13 protein-coding genes are annotated in these 14,930 nt (G+C 63.7%); 8 read left to right on the forward strand and 5 right to left on the reverse strand.

All coding sequences use genetic code 11. From position 1 onward, the window contains the following. Positions 1-83: 83 nt before the first annotated feature. Positions 84-1,448, forward strand: coding sequence for a DUF1254 domain-containing protein (locus MTX35_RS18025; protein ID WP_243596288.1), 1,365 nt, complete (start codon positions 84-86; stop codon positions 1,446-1,448). A gap of 17 nt (positions 1,449-1,465) precedes the next feature. On the opposite strand, the gene MTX35_RS18030 is transcribed toward MTX35_RS18025, so the two are convergent. Further along, positions 1,466-2,485, reverse strand: coding sequence for an NADP-dependent oxidoreductase (locus MTX35_RS18030; protein WP_243596289.1), 1,020 nt, complete (start codon positions 2,483-2,485; stop codon positions 1,466-1,468). A gap of 104 nt (positions 2,486-2,589) precedes the next feature. Here MTX35_RS18030 and MTX35_RS18035 point away from each other — a divergent pair, with 104 nt between their 5' ends. Then, entirely contained in the window at positions 2,590-4,170 is a 1,581-nt protein-coding gene (locus tag MTX35_RS18035) for an MFS transporter (protein WP_243596290.1), read from the forward strand. Positions 4,171-4,200: 30 nt separating this feature from the next. Here the strand turns inward: MTX35_RS18035 and MTX35_RS18040 are convergent, their stop codons facing one another. The 4 genes from MTX35_RS18040 to MTX35_RS18060 are packed head-to-tail and all read right to left on the reverse strand — an operon-like array spanning position 4,201 to position 9,013. Then, on the reverse strand, positions 4,201-5,220 hold the full coding sequence (locus MTX35_RS18040; protein ID WP_243596377.1) for an ABC transporter substrate-binding protein: 1,020 nt from the start codon (positions 5,218-5,220) through the stop codon (positions 4,201-4,203). 40 nt (positions 5,221-5,260) lie between these two features. Then, entirely contained in the window at positions 5,261-8,227 is a 2,967-nt protein-coding gene (locus MTX35_RS18045; protein WP_374230327.1) for an acetyl-CoA C-acyltransferase, read from the reverse strand. A 40-nt stretch (positions 8,228-8,267) separates the two neighbouring features. Further along, the gene (locus tag MTX35_RS18055; protein ID WP_243596291.1) at positions 8,268-8,645 is read right to left on the reverse strand and encodes a hypothetical protein; all 378 of its coding nucleotides are present in this window, start codon (positions 8,643-8,645) and stop codon (positions 8,268-8,270) included. Then, positions 8,642-9,013 (reverse strand): nuclear transport factor 2 family protein, encoded by a 372-nt coding sequence (locus tag MTX35_RS18060; RefSeq protein WP_243596292.1) that lies wholly within the window; start codon positions 9,011-9,013, stop codon positions 8,642-8,644. Before MTX35_RS18060 ends, MTX35_RS18055 begins: the two co-directional genes overlap by 4 nt. A gap of 91 nt (positions 9,014-9,104) precedes the next feature. Here MTX35_RS18060 and MTX35_RS18065 point away from each other — a divergent pair, with 91 nt between their 5' ends. The 6 genes from MTX35_RS18065 to MTX35_RS18090 all read left to right on the forward strand — a co-directional run bounded on the left by MTX35_RS18065 (position 9,105) and on the right by MTX35_RS18090 (position 14,904). Continuing rightward, positions 9,105-10,238, forward strand: coding sequence for an acyl-CoA dehydrogenase family protein (locus tag MTX35_RS18065; RefSeq protein ID WP_243596293.1), 1,134 nt, complete (start codon positions 9,105-9,107; stop codon positions 10,236-10,238). 102 nt (positions 10,239-10,340) lie between these two features. Further along, the gene (locus MTX35_RS18070; protein ID WP_032366859.1) at positions 10,341-11,129 is read left to right on the forward strand and encodes an enoyl-CoA hydratase/isomerase family protein; all 789 of its coding nucleotides are present in this window, start codon (positions 10,341-10,343) and stop codon (positions 11,127-11,129) included. A 47-nt stretch (positions 11,130-11,176) separates the two neighbouring features. After that, entirely contained in the window at positions 11,177-11,566 is a 390-nt protein-coding gene (locus MTX35_RS18075; RefSeq protein WP_243596294.1) for a Zn-ribbon domain-containing OB-fold protein, read from the forward strand. Beyond that, positions 11,563-12,714 (forward strand): thiolase family protein, encoded by a 1,152-nt coding sequence (locus MTX35_RS18080; protein ID WP_243596295.1) that lies wholly within the window; start codon positions 11,563-11,565, stop codon positions 12,712-12,714. The genes MTX35_RS18075 and MTX35_RS18080 overlap by 4 nt, the downstream gene beginning before the upstream one ends. Before the next feature lie 25 nt (positions 12,715-12,739). Further along, the gene (locus MTX35_RS18085; protein WP_243596296.1) at positions 12,740-13,948 is read left to right on the forward strand and encodes an acyl-CoA dehydrogenase family protein; all 1,209 of its coding nucleotides are present in this window, start codon (positions 12,740-12,742) and stop codon (positions 13,946-13,948) included. Then, positions 13,945-14,904, forward strand: a complete 960-nt coding sequence (locus MTX35_RS18090) for a phosphotransferase family protein (RefSeq protein WP_243596297.1) — start codon at positions 13,945-13,947, stop codon at positions 14,902-14,904. Before MTX35_RS18085 ends, MTX35_RS18090 begins: the two co-directional genes overlap by 4 nt. Positions 14,905-14,930: the final 26 nt, after the last annotated feature.

A 14,930-nucleotide genomic window follows, 5' to 3' on the forward strand; every position in this document is an offset into this window, starting at 1 on the left:
TCGACGCGCCGAGAGGCCGCAAACAAAGAACGCGACGGACGTTCGGATCAGCGACAGCGTCTGCGAGAGGGGACTTTTCACCGATGCGCACTTACGACCCGAGTTCGGCCGATCAGATCGCTGCAACCGATGCGGCGGATGTACACCCGTCGGACGCACTGGACCGGCAGCACTGGGCACAATCGCTGGCCGCGGACGCTGTGGTCTACGGCTTGCCATCGGTGTATCAGTACGCCAGCATGTGTGACGCGTGTGCCCCGGCTGCAGACGGCGAACCTTGGGCGCTCAACACTCTGGTTCACGAGCGAACGATTGCCGGTGCAGATTTCCAAGCTTTCCGGGTCCCCAACGTCGACACGCTGTATTCCAATGCCTGGCTGGACCTTTCGGACGGACCGATCGTCGTCGTACTTCCCGATTTCGGTAGTCGGTACTACACGCTGAATTTCCTGGACGCCTACAGCAACGCCAGTAATGTCAGTCGGCGTACGCACCCCGAACAGCCGCGTGCGTTGCTCTTGGCGTGTTCGGACTGGACCGGTTCGGTGCCCCAAGGTATCGAGGTGTTCAGAGTCGCCACACCGATCACGTGGCTCCTGATGCGGATACAGGCGTTCGGAGATTCGGACCTGCCGACCGTGCACAGTCTGCAGGATGCGGTCACGATCGACGCACCGACCGCGTCGGCACACGCGTGGCCGGTGGTCGATGCTCGTTCGGTAGAAGTCTCGTCGGCGGCGTTCTTCGCTGCCCTCGATGTGTCGATGACGGTGAACGGAGTCCCGTTCACCGACGTAGCCCACGTGCACCAGTTTCGGCATCTCGGTGTGGGTACGGGCACCTTTTCTGTGCACGACCTCGATGAGGCCACACGGAAAGGCATGGAAATGGGCTTCGAGACAGCGATGGCGATGTTGTCCCGGTCTCGATCGCTGCTGGGTCGTCGCACCGATTCCGGCTGGACGCGGGTGCTCGGCAAGGGTGCCCACGGGCACAACTTTGTTGCACGTGCGGTCATGAACTACGTCGGTCTCGGCGCGAACGTTGTCGAGGAGAACTGCTCTTACAACACCTATGTCGACAACGATGGACAACGCCTGTCGTGTGAAGGCGGCGATCGATACGGAATCGAGTTCGTCACATCCCCACCGGCACAGGCTTTTTGGAGCATCACGCTGTACGACGCAGATACCGGTTGGTTGTACGACGCGCCTGGGAAGAAACACTCGGCAGGTTCAGCGGTCAATGGAGGCGATGGAGCCGCAGGACCGTCGACCATCACGGTGAGCGCATCGCCGCCCACGACCGACAGTCCCGCTCACGCCTGGCTTCCGGCTCCCCAGAATCCGTTCTTTCTGGTCCTGAGGATCTATCAACCGGCCGAGGATGCCCTGAGCGAGAAATGGACGCCGCCGCGCGTCGTGCGGTCGATTGCCGGACCCCTCTGAGCCGGTGCGTCGGAGATTCACAGTCGGCAGAGCGTCTTTCCGCTCGTTCGCCCGTTGAGTAGGTCGACCAGTGCGGTGGAGGCGTGCTCGAGGCCGTCGTAGACCGATTCCTCGTAGATCATGGTTCCGTCGGTCAGTCGGCTTCCGACAGTGGATCGCATTCTGTCGTAGAGATGGACGAACGAACCGGCTCGAAATCCTCGTACCGACAAGCTCTTGGCCGTGATCTGAAACAGGTTCGACGGCAACGTGTTCGATGTTTCGTAGGTGGAAATTGCCCCGCACATCGCGACGCGTCCTTCGGGGCGAAGTGCGTCGAGCGCAGCGACGAAGTGGGAGCCGCCGACGTTGTCGAAGTATGCGTCGATCCCGTCCGGGGCAGCGCGCGCGAGCAGGCTGTTCATGCCGCCGTCGTGGTAATCGAACGAGCGGGAGGCTCCGAGGGCATCGACCAGGTGATCGGCCTTGCGTCGGCTGCCTGCGGACGCGATCACCGTGCACCCGTGGTGGGCGGCGAGCTGGGTAGCGATACTGCCGACTGCTCCTGCCGCGGCCGAGATCCAGACGGTATCGGACGGTCGAATGTCCATGACCTCGAAGAGGCCGACATAAGCCGTGAGGCCGGAACTACCCAGCGGACCGAGAAACCACTGTTGGGGCCAGTCGTGGGTGTCGATTCTGGTGAGGGTGCCCGCGCCGCCCAATCCGCCGGCCGCGGCGGAGACCACTGCGAAGTCGCGGTAGCCGTGCATGTGCGACACCAGATCCCCGGGCCTGAAGTTCTCGTGCCGTGACTCGACGACGATGCCGAGCGCCAACCCCACCAAGGCATCTCCGATCCCGAGGGGTGGTAGGTACCCGGACGGTGCCGATTCACCGAGGCGCAGTCGAATCGACGGATCGATCGAGAGCCACGTATTTCGTACCAGCACTTCGCCATCGAGCAGTGGGGCGAGTTGGATGTCAGTCAGCTCCAGATGCTCGGTTGTGAGTTTTCCGCTGGGGTGGGCGGCGAGGCAGAGTGCTCGGCTGATCATGGTCTTCGATGACGTCCCTTCGAATGTAGTAATGCGGAAAACGCGACAATCCTTCCGCAACTGAATTAGGTTCAAGTGTAGGCCGCGTCCGAAAGGTGACACAGGTGAATTCGTCGAATCACATCAGTTTCTTTGCGCCGATGCGTATTCCGAAGTTGCGGCGGATGTTGGGCTTCGAGCTGAGCGCCAGTGTCGGCGTGTGGATCCTGGTTCTCGCTGCGCAGTGGACGCTCACCGAGTCGGGGGAGTCCGCGCTGGTGGTCTCTTCGGTCCAGTTCGCCGCCAGTGCGCCGTTCTTTCTCCTGGCTTTACCGATCGGTGCCATCGCGGAGTTCGCCGGTCATCGACTGTTGCTCGCGGGCACTGCAATCGCTTTACTGGTGGCGTCGGTTGTCATGACGGCGCTGCAGCTGCTCGGCCTGTCCTCCACCCCAGCTTTGATTACCTCCGTGTTTCTCGCCGGATGCGGACTCGCGTCGGTGGCAATCGTGTGGCAGGCGCTGCTTCCTCATCTGGTGCCGACCGACATGATGGCAGTCGTCCCCGCAATCGACGGTGCCATCTTCAACGGGGCGCGCGCAGTCGGACCGGTGATCGGGGGCGCGATACTCGCATGGTGGGGTTCGAGCGGTGCATTTGCGACTGTTGCCGCGTTGTTCGCAATCTGTGTCGTCGTGGCCGTCACTCAGGTGCCGCCCGAATCCGGAAAGAAGCCCAAGACCGAATCCGTACACCACGCGGTGGGGGTGAGTCTGCGGTTCATTCGGCATTCGCGGTGGACACGGCGACTGTTGTTGCGGGTCATCTCGTTCGGAATTCCGGCGAGTGCCCTGTGGGCGTTGCTACCGGTGGTGGCATACGAACGACTACATGCGTCGTCGGTTCAGTTCGGTGTCCTCTCGGGTGCCATCGGGATCGGTGCGGTGGCCGGGACCGTCGCATTGATGCCTCTCCGTGGACGGTTGAGCTGGAACACCTTCGTAGCGATCGGTTCGGTTGCTTACGCGGCGGTACTGGCGGGCATCGTGCTCGTGCCGTCGGTGAATGTGGTCTTCGTGCTGCTGGTCATCGTGGGTGCGGCGTGGGTTGCGATCCAGAGCACCTGGATGATCGCTACCCACGCTGTGATGCCGAAGTGGATAAAGTCGCGTGTCATCGCATTCGTGATGCTGACCTTTCAGGGCAGTCAGGCAATAGGAGCGCTCCTGTGGGGGTTTCTGGCCGACGCGGTCGGTCTCGTTGCTGCAGTGATCGTCTCGGCGACCGCCATGTCGGTCTCCGCAGTAGAGATTCTCAGACGGGGGATTCTGCCGAGCGAATCGATTGCACCGGATCTGTCGGGAGGGGCAGGTCCGCCGGTGCTCTCGACCGAATTCGACGGCCGCCGGATAACCGTCGAAACGACGTATGTCGTCGATCCGGAAAAGCTGACGCAGTTCATCGCCGACGTCGAACCCCTGCGCTCGTCCAGACTCCGGCTCGGGGCCATACGGTGGTCCTGTGCGCAGATGTCTAGCACCAGAGCAACATTCGTCGAGCTGTGCACTTTCGAGAATTGGTCGGAGTATGCCGCTCAGGAGACGGAGAGGCTGACGGTGCCCGAGTACCGCATCAGGACCGCGATAGCCTCGCACCTGGCGGCCGAACCACAGGTACGAGTGCTGGTGGATGTGGCACCGCGATAGTGGCGCACCGGCAGCCACATCCACCGACGTTCAGTTGAACTTGCTTTCCCACTCCTGCTGGAACTGCGAGACCTTCTCAGGCGTCAGCGAATTCGAATCGGGCAGCGAAATGTCCTGAGCCGACCCGACCGAGTTCTCGACATCTGGCAGTGCGCTGCCGTACCCCTTCGACAGGGCGCGTTGCCCCTCCGTCGACACCATGAAGTCGGCCAGCACTTGCGCGGCGTTGGGATGCGGAGCCGACGACAGCACGTGGGAGTAGTACGCCGCACCCCACGCCGGATCGGGAAGTGTCCAGTCGACCGGTGCGCCGGCGTCCTTCTCTCGGACCAGTGGGGGAACCATCGGCGACGCGGCGATCTCGCCCGAGCTCAATGCCTGCGCCACGGCCAACGTGCCCGGATACACCCGCGGTTCCTGCGCGGCGAGCTTGTCCAGGAAACCGCCACCGGTCCAGTTCTCGTCGAAGAACCGATACTCGTCGACAACGGCGGCGAACCCCGCAGGGTTCACGACGCCTATCCGGCCTTTCAACGCAGGATCCAACAGATCCTCCGGGGACGACAGCCCGGCAGGAACGGCATCGGTGTTCCATCCCAGTGCGAATATTGCTGCGCTCGTGAGGAAGAACGTGTCGTTCAGCATGCTCGTCGACCGAGCGTACGCCGGGTCGTCGAAGGTCGGCCCGACTACCGGCGTCGAGTAAGTACCCGATTCGGACGCATTCGTGATCCATGCGGCATCGGTCGACATGTGTACGTCGGCAGTTCCACGGCCGGTGCGTGCTTCGGTCTCCACGCGCGGGTTGAGCTCGACGTCACTGCCCCGCGTGAACTCGAGATCGATGTCGGGATACTTCGACTCGAAGGCGGTCTCGAGTAGCGCGAGGTTCTCGGGATGCTGACTGGAGTACAGGTACACGGTTCCTTCATCGTCGGCCGCGGCCACGACGTCGTCCCACGTGCCTTGCACCGGTGCGGATCCGGCTTCCTGCGAGGATTGCCCGCACGCCGCAGCAACGACAGTCACCGCTGCGATCCCGGCGGACATCACCGATCGACGTACTGCGTTCACAGCATTCTCTTTTCGTTCAGGACACGAGTGTATGGACGCGCTCTCCGCGTAGTGCTTTGTTCACCAACGACTGTGGTGGCTCGAAGTGAGCCCCGTACTTCGACGCCAACTCGCGCGCTCGGTCGACGAAGCCGGACAGCCCGCCGTCGTATTGATCGATGTACTGGATCACGCCCCCGGTCCACGACGGGAATCCGATACCCAGCAGGGACCCGATGTTCGCATCGGCCACGCTCGTCAACACACCTTCGTCGAGGCACTTGACCGCCTCGATCGCCTCGGCGAACAGCATCCGTTCCTGCATGTCCACAAAAGGAATTCGAGTCGAACCCGAATCGAAAGACGCACGCACGCCCGGCCAGATCCCGGTTCTCGTGCCCGATTCGTCATAGCTGTAGAAACCGCCGCCGCCGGCACGCCCGGGGCGGTCGAGTTCTCCGACCATCTTGTCCATCACCGCATCCGAGCCGTGTCGGCGAGGTGGCTTGCCTTCGCTCGCCAGCGCGCGTTCGTTCTCCTTGCGGATCTTCTGCGACAGGGACAAGGTCACCTGGTCCATCAACTGCAGCGGTGGGACGGGGTAGCCGGCCTGCGCGCCTGCCTGTTCGATGAAGACCGGGTTGACGCCCTCGCCGACCGCGGCCATCGCTTCGTCGAGGAACGCGCCGATCACTCGCGAGGTGAAGAAGCCCCGACTGTCGTTGACGACGATGGGGGTCTTGCCGATCTGGAACACGAAATCGACGACCTTGGCCACTGTCGAGTCGGAAGTTTCCCGGCCACGGATGATTTCGACCAGGGGCATTTTGTCGGCAGGGGAGAAGAAGTGGATTCCGATGAAATTCTCGGGCCGGCTGACGCCGTCGGCCAGGATCGAAATGGGAAGCTGGGAGGTGTTGGAGCCCAGGACCACTTCGGCGGGAACGATACCGTCGAGCTCCCCGAAGATCCGAGTCTTGACGTCCACGGACTCGAATGCGGCTTCGATCACGAGATCGACTGCGGCGCAGTCGGTCGCATCTGCCGTCGGCCGAATCCGGTCGAGCAGTGCCGTCGACCGCTCAGCTGTCGTCGACCCCCGCTCGAGGGCTTTCGCTTCGAGCTTCTCGGCGTAGAGTTTTCCGCGGTCAGCAGCGGCCTGGTCGAGGTCTTTCAATACGACCTCGATACCGGCCCTGGCGCACACATAGGCGATCGCGGCACCCATCATTCCGGCCCCGACGACCGCCACGGTACGGGCGGTGAACGTGTCGTGCCCGGCCGGGCGTGACGTGCCGCGTCGGATGGTCTGCATGTCGAAGAAGTACGCACGAATCATGTTCTGTGCGACTCGATCGGTCATCAGAGAGACGAAGAAGCGAGTCTCGATGCGATCCGCAGTGTCGACGTCGACCGACGCGCACTCCGCCGCAGCGGCAAGGATTGCCCTCGGTGCCGGGGCGGGTGCGCCCTTGAGCTGCTTACGCAGCAATGCCGTTGTGGCCAGCAGATTCTGAGCAACGGCAGGATCGGTCGGTCCACCACCGGGAATCTCGAAGCCCTTGACGTCCCACGGCTGCACAGCCGACGGGTTCTCGGCGATCCACGCCTTCGCCGCCGGAATCAACTCGTCCACACCGGCAACGGTGGCGTCGATCAGCCCGAGCTTCGTCGCGGCGGCCATCGAGTGCTGCTGGCCTTTCGTCAACACCTTCGCCAGGGCGGCATCGATGCCCATCAGTCGGATCGTTCTGACGATCCCGCCGCCCCCGGGCAACAATCCGAGCGTGGCCTCGGGGAGACCGATTCGGGTGCCCGGCAGGTCCGCTGCGATGCGGTGATGGGTGTGCAACGCAATCTCGAAGCCGCCGCCGAGAGCTGCGCCGTTGATCGCGGCCACCACGGGGCGACCGAGAGTCTCGAGCCGTCGCAGAACGCCCTTGATCCCGTCGATCCGTTCGGTCAAGGCACGTGCGACGTCGCGCTTGTCTGCATCGCCGGGGTCGGCCGTCATGTCGCCCAGATCGCCGCCCGCGAAGAACGACTTCTTGGCCGACGTGATCACGACACCCGTGATGTCGTCCTTCTCGGCTTCGAGCCCGGTGAGCATGATCGTCGGTTCGCTGCCGACCTGTGCCGTGGCGACGATGCGGCCGCGCGGCACCAGACCGGCACGTGTTCCGGCCGCGGCACTGCCGATGAGAACCAGCGCGGCACCGTCGACGATGCCCGACGAATTACCGCCGGTGTGCACGTGATCGATACGTTCGACGTCGACGTACTTCTGCAGAGCGACGTCGTCGAAACCTGCCACCTTTCCCAGCGCGGCGAAGGCCGGCTTCAACCTGCCCAGGCTGTCCGTCGTGGTTCCCGGCCGTCTGTGCTCATCGTGATCGAGCAGGGTGACACCGTTGAAGTCCTCGACCGGAACGACGGATTTCTTGAAATGACCTGCATTCCAGGCTACCTCGGCGCGTCGTTGGGACTCCACGGCGTAGGTGTCCACGTCGTGGCGGGAGAACCCTTCGACCGTCGCAATCAGGTCGGCACCGATTCCCTGCGGAACGATGAAGAGGTCGTAGGCGGTGGCGGGGTCGGTGAACAAGGCACCACCGTCGCTGCCCATCGGAACCCGGGACATGGACTCGACGCCGCCGGCGATCACCAGATCGTCCCAGCCGGAGGCGATCTTCTGGGCGGCCAGGTTGGTCGCTTCGAGCCCGGACGCGCAGAAACGGTTGATCTGGGTGCCGGGGACCGATTCCGGGAGGCCCGCCACCAGTGCGGCTGCGCGTGAGATGACCGCGCCCTGTTCTCCGACCGGTGAGACCACGCCGAGGATGACGTCGTCGATGTCGGCCGGATCCATATCGGGGAATCGAGCCCGGAGTTCGGTGATCAACCCCGCGACGAGGTCCACCGGCTTCACACCGTGCAGTGAGCCGTTGCGCCCTTTGCCTCGTGGGGTACGAATGGCCTCGAAAATCAGTGCTTGCTCAGGCATCTCGCTCTTTTCTTCTCTGTTTCGCGAGCCGATCGGCTCTTCAGTCGAACGCCAATTCCGGCGTGCGGGCGATGAGCAACCGTCGGACACGTCCGCTGTCGTCGAGCTGTGCCGAGGCGTTGAACGATGCCTCGAAGGCTCCGTTGCGGGTGGTCCGTCCCAGCACCATCTCGACGCCGTCGACCGAAGCGCCGCGGTCGAGATGGTGAACGAGGGTGCTCTTCTCGCGTTGCTGCAGGTAGGCGACGAGCCCGTCGCGGTCGCCCACGAACTCGGCTGCCTCGCCGTGTCCCTTGGAGAATTGAACGGACATACGAAAGTCTGTCGAGATCATGGTGAGGACCCGATCCGGGTCGTCGGAATCCATGTACTCGAACCAACGCAGCAGCGCGGGGGTCGGTTGCGTGTTCGCCGTCATCGTCGATCTCCTGCATCGGTATCGAGCAGTGCGAACTCGGCGTCGAACGAGACCTGGTACCGGTCGATCAGTCCGTCCGAGCGCACGTGCATGACCCCGACGAAATAGCCCGTGGTCCGATCGCCCTCGGTCACCGCGCCGTGTGCGAATTGCAGGTCCTCGTCGGCCGCAGATCTGAGAATTCGGTGCTGCCGACCGACGGGAGGCCGGCCGGACAGGTATTCGAGCATGGCGGCTCGCCCGGTCTTCCGATTGGCCCCGCTCGGCAGGATCATCGAGAAGTCGACATCCTCGGACAGCATCTCCACCGCCTCGTCCAGGTGGCCGGCGTCCAGGGTGGCGTAGTAGTCCACTATCTTCAATGGCATGAATTGAACTTAGTTCAGGTAAACCCTGTTTGTCGAGGGTTTCACCCGTTAGAGTTCGTTCAAGAATTGAATTCAACTCGAGTGGAGCGACATGACCTCATCTCACCGCGACGCACAAGTCCCCTGGCCTCGTTCGGAGCCGCCCGCGCTGACACCCGGTAGCGAGCAGGCCGAAATACGCGAGACCATCCGTGGCGTCCTCGCCAAGTACTCGACGATCGAGCAGGTGCGCGCCGCTGCGGACTCTGCCTCCGGCTACTCGGTCGACCTGTGGAAACGACTGGTCACCGACATGTCGGTGACCAGTCTTGCCGTGCCGGAGGCGACGGGTGGCCTCGGCTACGGAATGGTCGAGCTGGGCATCATCCTCGAGGAGTGCGGTCGCGCCCTGGTGGTCGAACCCGTCTATCAGCACGCAGCTGTGGGGGTTCGCGCCATGATGGAGGCGGGCAACTCGGATCTGCTCGAGGAAGTCCTCGACGGTACGACGGTTGCGGCTGTGAGTGCGCTGACCGCCGAGTCCGACGATCTCGACGCTCACCGTGCCGACGACGAATGGGTTCTCACCGGTCAGGTGCGGTTTGTCGTCGGGGGCGGCGGTGCCGATGTCATAGTCGTCAGCGCCCGCTCTCCCGAAGGGATCGCACTCTTCGCGGTATCCACGAAAAACGCGTCCACAGCGCATGATCGACGCGTCGTCGACTCGACCAGGCGACAGGCAGACATCTCGTTCGATCGCGCGTCCGCGAGGCTTCTGGTGCCGGTGGACCGAGCCGTCGATGCGATCGCACGGATACAGAACGTGGCGACTCTGGCGCTTGCCTGCGAGAACACCGGTATCGCCGACGCCCTGCTGCAGATGACGCTCGATCACGTCAAGACGCGTCATCAGTTCGGCCGTCCCATCGGTTCGTTCCAGGCGATCAAACACCGCCTGGCCGACATGTTGATCGAACTCGAGCGTGCCCGGTCGGCGGCGCGGTATGCCGCAGCGGTGCGCGACGAGGATCCCGACGAGGCGCGTCTGGCGATTGCCGTCGCGGGTGCTGTGTGTGGTGACGCCGCGGTGCATGTGGCCCACGAGGCCGTGCAACTGCACGGGGGAGTGGGGTTCACGTGGGAGCACTCGGCGCACAGCTACTTCCGCCGAGTTCTCGGAAACGAAGCGCTGCAGGGGGATTCGCGGGCACATCGCGCGCGGATCGCCGATTTCCTTGCCGTGTAGACCGATTGCTGCGTTCGGCGGGGATCGGCTATTGACGCCATCGCCCCGATGATCAATACTGAAGTGAATCCAGTTCAACTTGCACTCTCGAAAGGCTGTCACATGATCGACACCGACCACATTCTGTTGGAGAAGGACGGCGACGTCGCTCGCGTCTGGCTCAACCGCCCGCACAAGAAGAACGCTGTCACGGTGGAGCTGCTGCATCGTCTGGACGAAATCATCGTCGAGGTGGACAACGATCCGAACCTCAAGGTTCTCGTGCTCCGCGGAGTCAACAACACCTTCTGCTCGGGCTTCGACCTCGACGAATTGCTGTCGGACTTCATCGGCACCACCACCGCCATGGACGTCGCCGTCCTGTCGGCGAAGGTGTGCGATCGTCTGTACTCCATGAACACTCCCTCCGTTGCGGTGCTCGAGGGTTACGTCACCGCCGGTGGATTCGAACTGATGATTTCGTGCGACTTCGCTATCGCGGCCGACGACGCAAGAATTGGCGACTTCCACATCCGCCGTGCGTTGTTCGGTGGTGCCGGCCCCATCTACCGCCTGCCCCGCATGATCGGCATCCGGAAGACCAAGGAACTCATGCTGACCGGCAAGCTGCTCTCGGGCACCGAGGCCGTCGACTTCGACCTGATCAATGCGTCCGCGCCGGCCGAGGACCTCGACAAGACCGTCGACGAGTTCATCGGGAACCTCACTGACAAGAGCCCGTTCATGATGAAGCTGACCAAGATGTGCATCGACCGCGGCCTGGATGCGGACATTCAGTCGCTCATGGTCATGGAGCATCTCGCAGTCGGCAATGCGCTGCAGTCCGAGGACGGCAAGGAGGGCGTCACCGCATTCCTCGAGAAGCGCGAGCCCAAGTGGGTCGGGCGCTGACCCGCACCACGTCCGCGTTCTGACCGAAGAGCCCGAAAGGCAGCATCATGGAGCAGGCAACGGCCGTCGCACTCGAAGGCAGCAAGTGCACTGTGTGCAATACCGTGGCGTTCCCCGCGAGTGCGATGTGCAGCAGGTGTGCCACACCCACCGCGGAGAACATCATCCTGAGTACACGAGGTACCGTGTGGGCCTACACGATTCAGCGTTTCGCGCCCAAGTCTCCTCCATACGTACCACCGGTCGGCGGGTTCGTACCCTTCGCAGTCGGCTACGTGGAACTGCCTGAGGGCATCAAGATCGAAGCGATCATCGACTGTGAGAGCTTCGACGAACTGGATGGGGCACCGGTGCGTCTGACGTCCACCGCGCCGGTGCCCCGATTCGCGATCGACACACTCGGTCCGCGACCGGAATCGACAGGAATGACGCAGTGACACAGAATGTCTCGATCATCGGTGCCGGTCTGTCCAAATTCGGACGCCAGCCAGGAGTGTCCGGTCGTCAGATGGCCGTGACGGCGATCGGCAACGCGTTGCGCGATGCCGGTCTGGCCTGGCCGGACGTCCAGGTCGCGTTCGGTGGCAGTGACGGATCGGGTCTCGCCGATACTCTCGTCGCCGAACTCGGGTTCACCGGTATCCCATTCACCAACGTCAAGAACGGTTGCGCAACAGGCGGAAGCGCGTTGTTCTCGGCCGTCAACGCGGTGCGTTCGGGCTCCGCGGACGTCGCCTTGGCGGTGGGTTTCGACAAACATCCGCGCGGAGCGTTCGATCCACGACCGGCCGAATGGGGACTACCCGACGGTTACGGCGAGGCCGGCTTGATGGTGACCACCCAGTTCTTCGGTGCCAAGATCTCCCGCTACATGCGTCAGCACGCGATCTCGAGCGAGACATTGGCACGAGTGGCCGAAAAGGCCTACCGTAACGGGGTTTTGAACCCCAACGCCTGGCGTCGGGAAGCCATGGACGCCGCGACGATCGCCGAATCCGACATGGTCAACGATCCACTCACTCGATACATGTTCTGCTCGCCGGGTGAGGGGGCAGCGGCGATTGTCGTTGCCAGCGAGGAATACGTCGCGCGTGCGGGCGGTCGTCCGATCAAGCTCGCCGCCATCACCCACCGGACCCGCCGATTCGGATCCTTCGAGGTGTTCAGTCCGGCCATCCAAGGTGAGGGCGAGCCGACCAGTGTGAGCGCCGACGCTGCACGCGCAGCCTTCGAGCAGGCCGGTATCACCCCGCAGGACGTCGACGTCGCGCAGCTTCAGGACACCGAGAGCGGCGCCGAGATCATGCACATGGCCGAATGTGGGTTCTGTGAGCCCGGCGAGCAGGAAGCCCTGATCGCGGCGGGGGAAACCGACATCGGTGGGCGACTGCCGATCAACACCGACGGCGGATGCATCGCGAACGGAGAACCCATCGGGGCCTCCGGTCTCCGCCAGGTCCACGAGATCGTCACCCAGTTGCGTGGCGAGGCCGGCGAACGCCAGGTGCCCGGCAATCCGCGAGTGGGCTTCACTCACGTATACGGCGCACCGGGCATCAGCGCCTGCACCGTGCTGACAGTCTGACCCGACACGAACCCGAGGCAATACAGTGACACAAGGAACAATTCCGGATATCGGCGAATTCGCCGGCCAGGCAACCGAGTGGCTGAAAACCGTCGCGGCACCGCGAACAGACTCCGTCTGGGGCGTCGGTCCCGACACGGTAGCCGTGTTCGAGAACTGGACCGCGGAGGAAGAGCAGGCGCACACCGACGAAATCGCTGCGTACGAACAGTCGAAGTTCGATGCCGGGTGGGGCGCGTTGAACTCACCGATCGAGTACGGCGGCCGCGATCTGCCACTGTCGTACGTACTGGCATTCAGACGCGTCGAGGACATGTTCGACGTGCCCAAGAGGACCGAGATGTTCTCTGTCACTCAGCAGTTGGTGGCACCCACCATCGCGCAATGGGGAACCGAAGAGCAGCGGACGAGGTTCGTCCGCGCGATGCTTCGTGCCGACGTCATCGCATGTCAGTTGTTCTCCGAGACCGAGGCCGGTTCCGATCTGGCCGCGGTTCGGACACGCGCAACCCAGGCCGAGGACGGCTCGTGGACGATCGACGGGCACAAGGTGTGGACATCGGGTGCACTGGTCGCCGACTACGGAGTCGCACTGTGCCGAACCGATTCCACCGTCGCCAAGCACGCCGGTCTGACCATGTTCCTCGTACCGATGGACGCGCCGGGGGTGGACGTACGTCCCATTCGTCAGATGACGGGGGGAAGCTCCTTCAACGAGGTGTACCTCGACGGCGTGCACCTGAGCGACGACTACCGGCTGGGGCCGGTCGGTAAGGGCTGGCAGGTCGCACTGACAGTGCTCGCGGCCGAACGTCTCGACGGCGGAAACCTCGGGCTCGCGAACGCGGATCGCGCTGTGGCCCTTGCCCAGAACCTCGGTCGCGAGTTGACCGAGATCGAGCGCGACGCCGTGGCCGATCTGGTCACGCGTAGTTTCGTGCAACGAATCGGCAACATGAGAGTCGCCGGTGCCGTCATCGCCGGCAACGACCCAGGTCCGGAAGCGTCACTGGGAAAGCTGCTGGCCACCGACACGATGGCCAGGACCTCCGAAGTCGCGCGGTTGCTGCTCGGGCGTGAACTGACGTCGGACTCGGGAGGGTGGGGCACGTTCGCGTGGTCCGAGCACCTACTTGGGGCCCCGGGCTATCGAATTGCCGGCGGCACCGACGAGATTCAGCACAACATCATCGCCGAGCGTGTGCTCGGTCTGCCGAGAGAGCCGCGACCATGACCGAATCCTCACTGCGCGCACGCGTGACTGCGGCGCTGCACACCGAGCTGGACGTCACCGTCAGCACATTCGAACCGCTCCTCGGTGGCCATTCCGGATTGACCTATCGGGTGGGAACGTCCGGCGGCGACTTCGTCGTCAAGGCGGTCCCGGAAGGGCAGCGCTCGGTCGGGCGGCACGACATGCTCCGGCAGGCCTCGATTCTGCGCGCGTTGGCCGATACAGATGTGCCGGTACCGGCCATCGTGGCGGTCGACGAGCAGGAACCGGCGTGGTTCGCGATGGAACTCGTCGCCGGCGAGTCACTCGAACCCGTGCTCGACGACCCCGAGGTGGAACCGAGTATCGCGGCCGCACGAATGCGGCGAGCGGCAGAGGTACTGCCGGCGTTGCACGCCGTTCCGCTCGCGCGCATTCCCGATACGGGTGACATCCTCTCGCCGGCAGACGAATTGGATCGCTGGTCCAAGACGCTCGCTGCGGTTCCCGTGGAACTCGTCGAGGGTGCCGACGAGTTGGTTCGACTGCTTCGCCACGACATTCCGGCGGCGATCACACCCACACTCGTGCACGGGGACTATCGGCTGGGAAACATCATTTCCGACGGTCTCGAGCCGGCGGCTCTCATCGACTGGGAGATCTGGAGCGCAGGTGATCCACGTGTCGAACTGGGGTGGTTTCTCGTCTTCGCCGACGGCACCAACTTTCCCGGTGTCGGCCGCGACGTGCCCGGTCTGCCCAGCACCGACGAACTGATCGCCTGCTACACCGGGCGCGGCCCGGCGCTGCCGGACATGACATGGTTCGACGCCCTGGGACGGCTCAAGATGGCGGCGATCATGGGCCACAACCTGCGTCGGCACCGCGAGGGTCGCCACATCGACCCGGATCAGGAAAAGCTGCCCGCGACCATCCGCAGGTTGATCGACACCGGCACCGCATTGCTCGCGCGCTGACGCACCATCACTCGACAGGAGCACAC

Origin of the sequence: Rhodococcus sp. ARC_M12 (genome assembly GCF_022810385.1) — a bacterium.
In the GTDB taxonomy this organism is placed as follows: domain Bacteria; phylum Actinomycetota; class Actinomycetes; order Mycobacteriales; family Mycobacteriaceae; genus Rhodococcoides; species Rhodococcoides navarretei.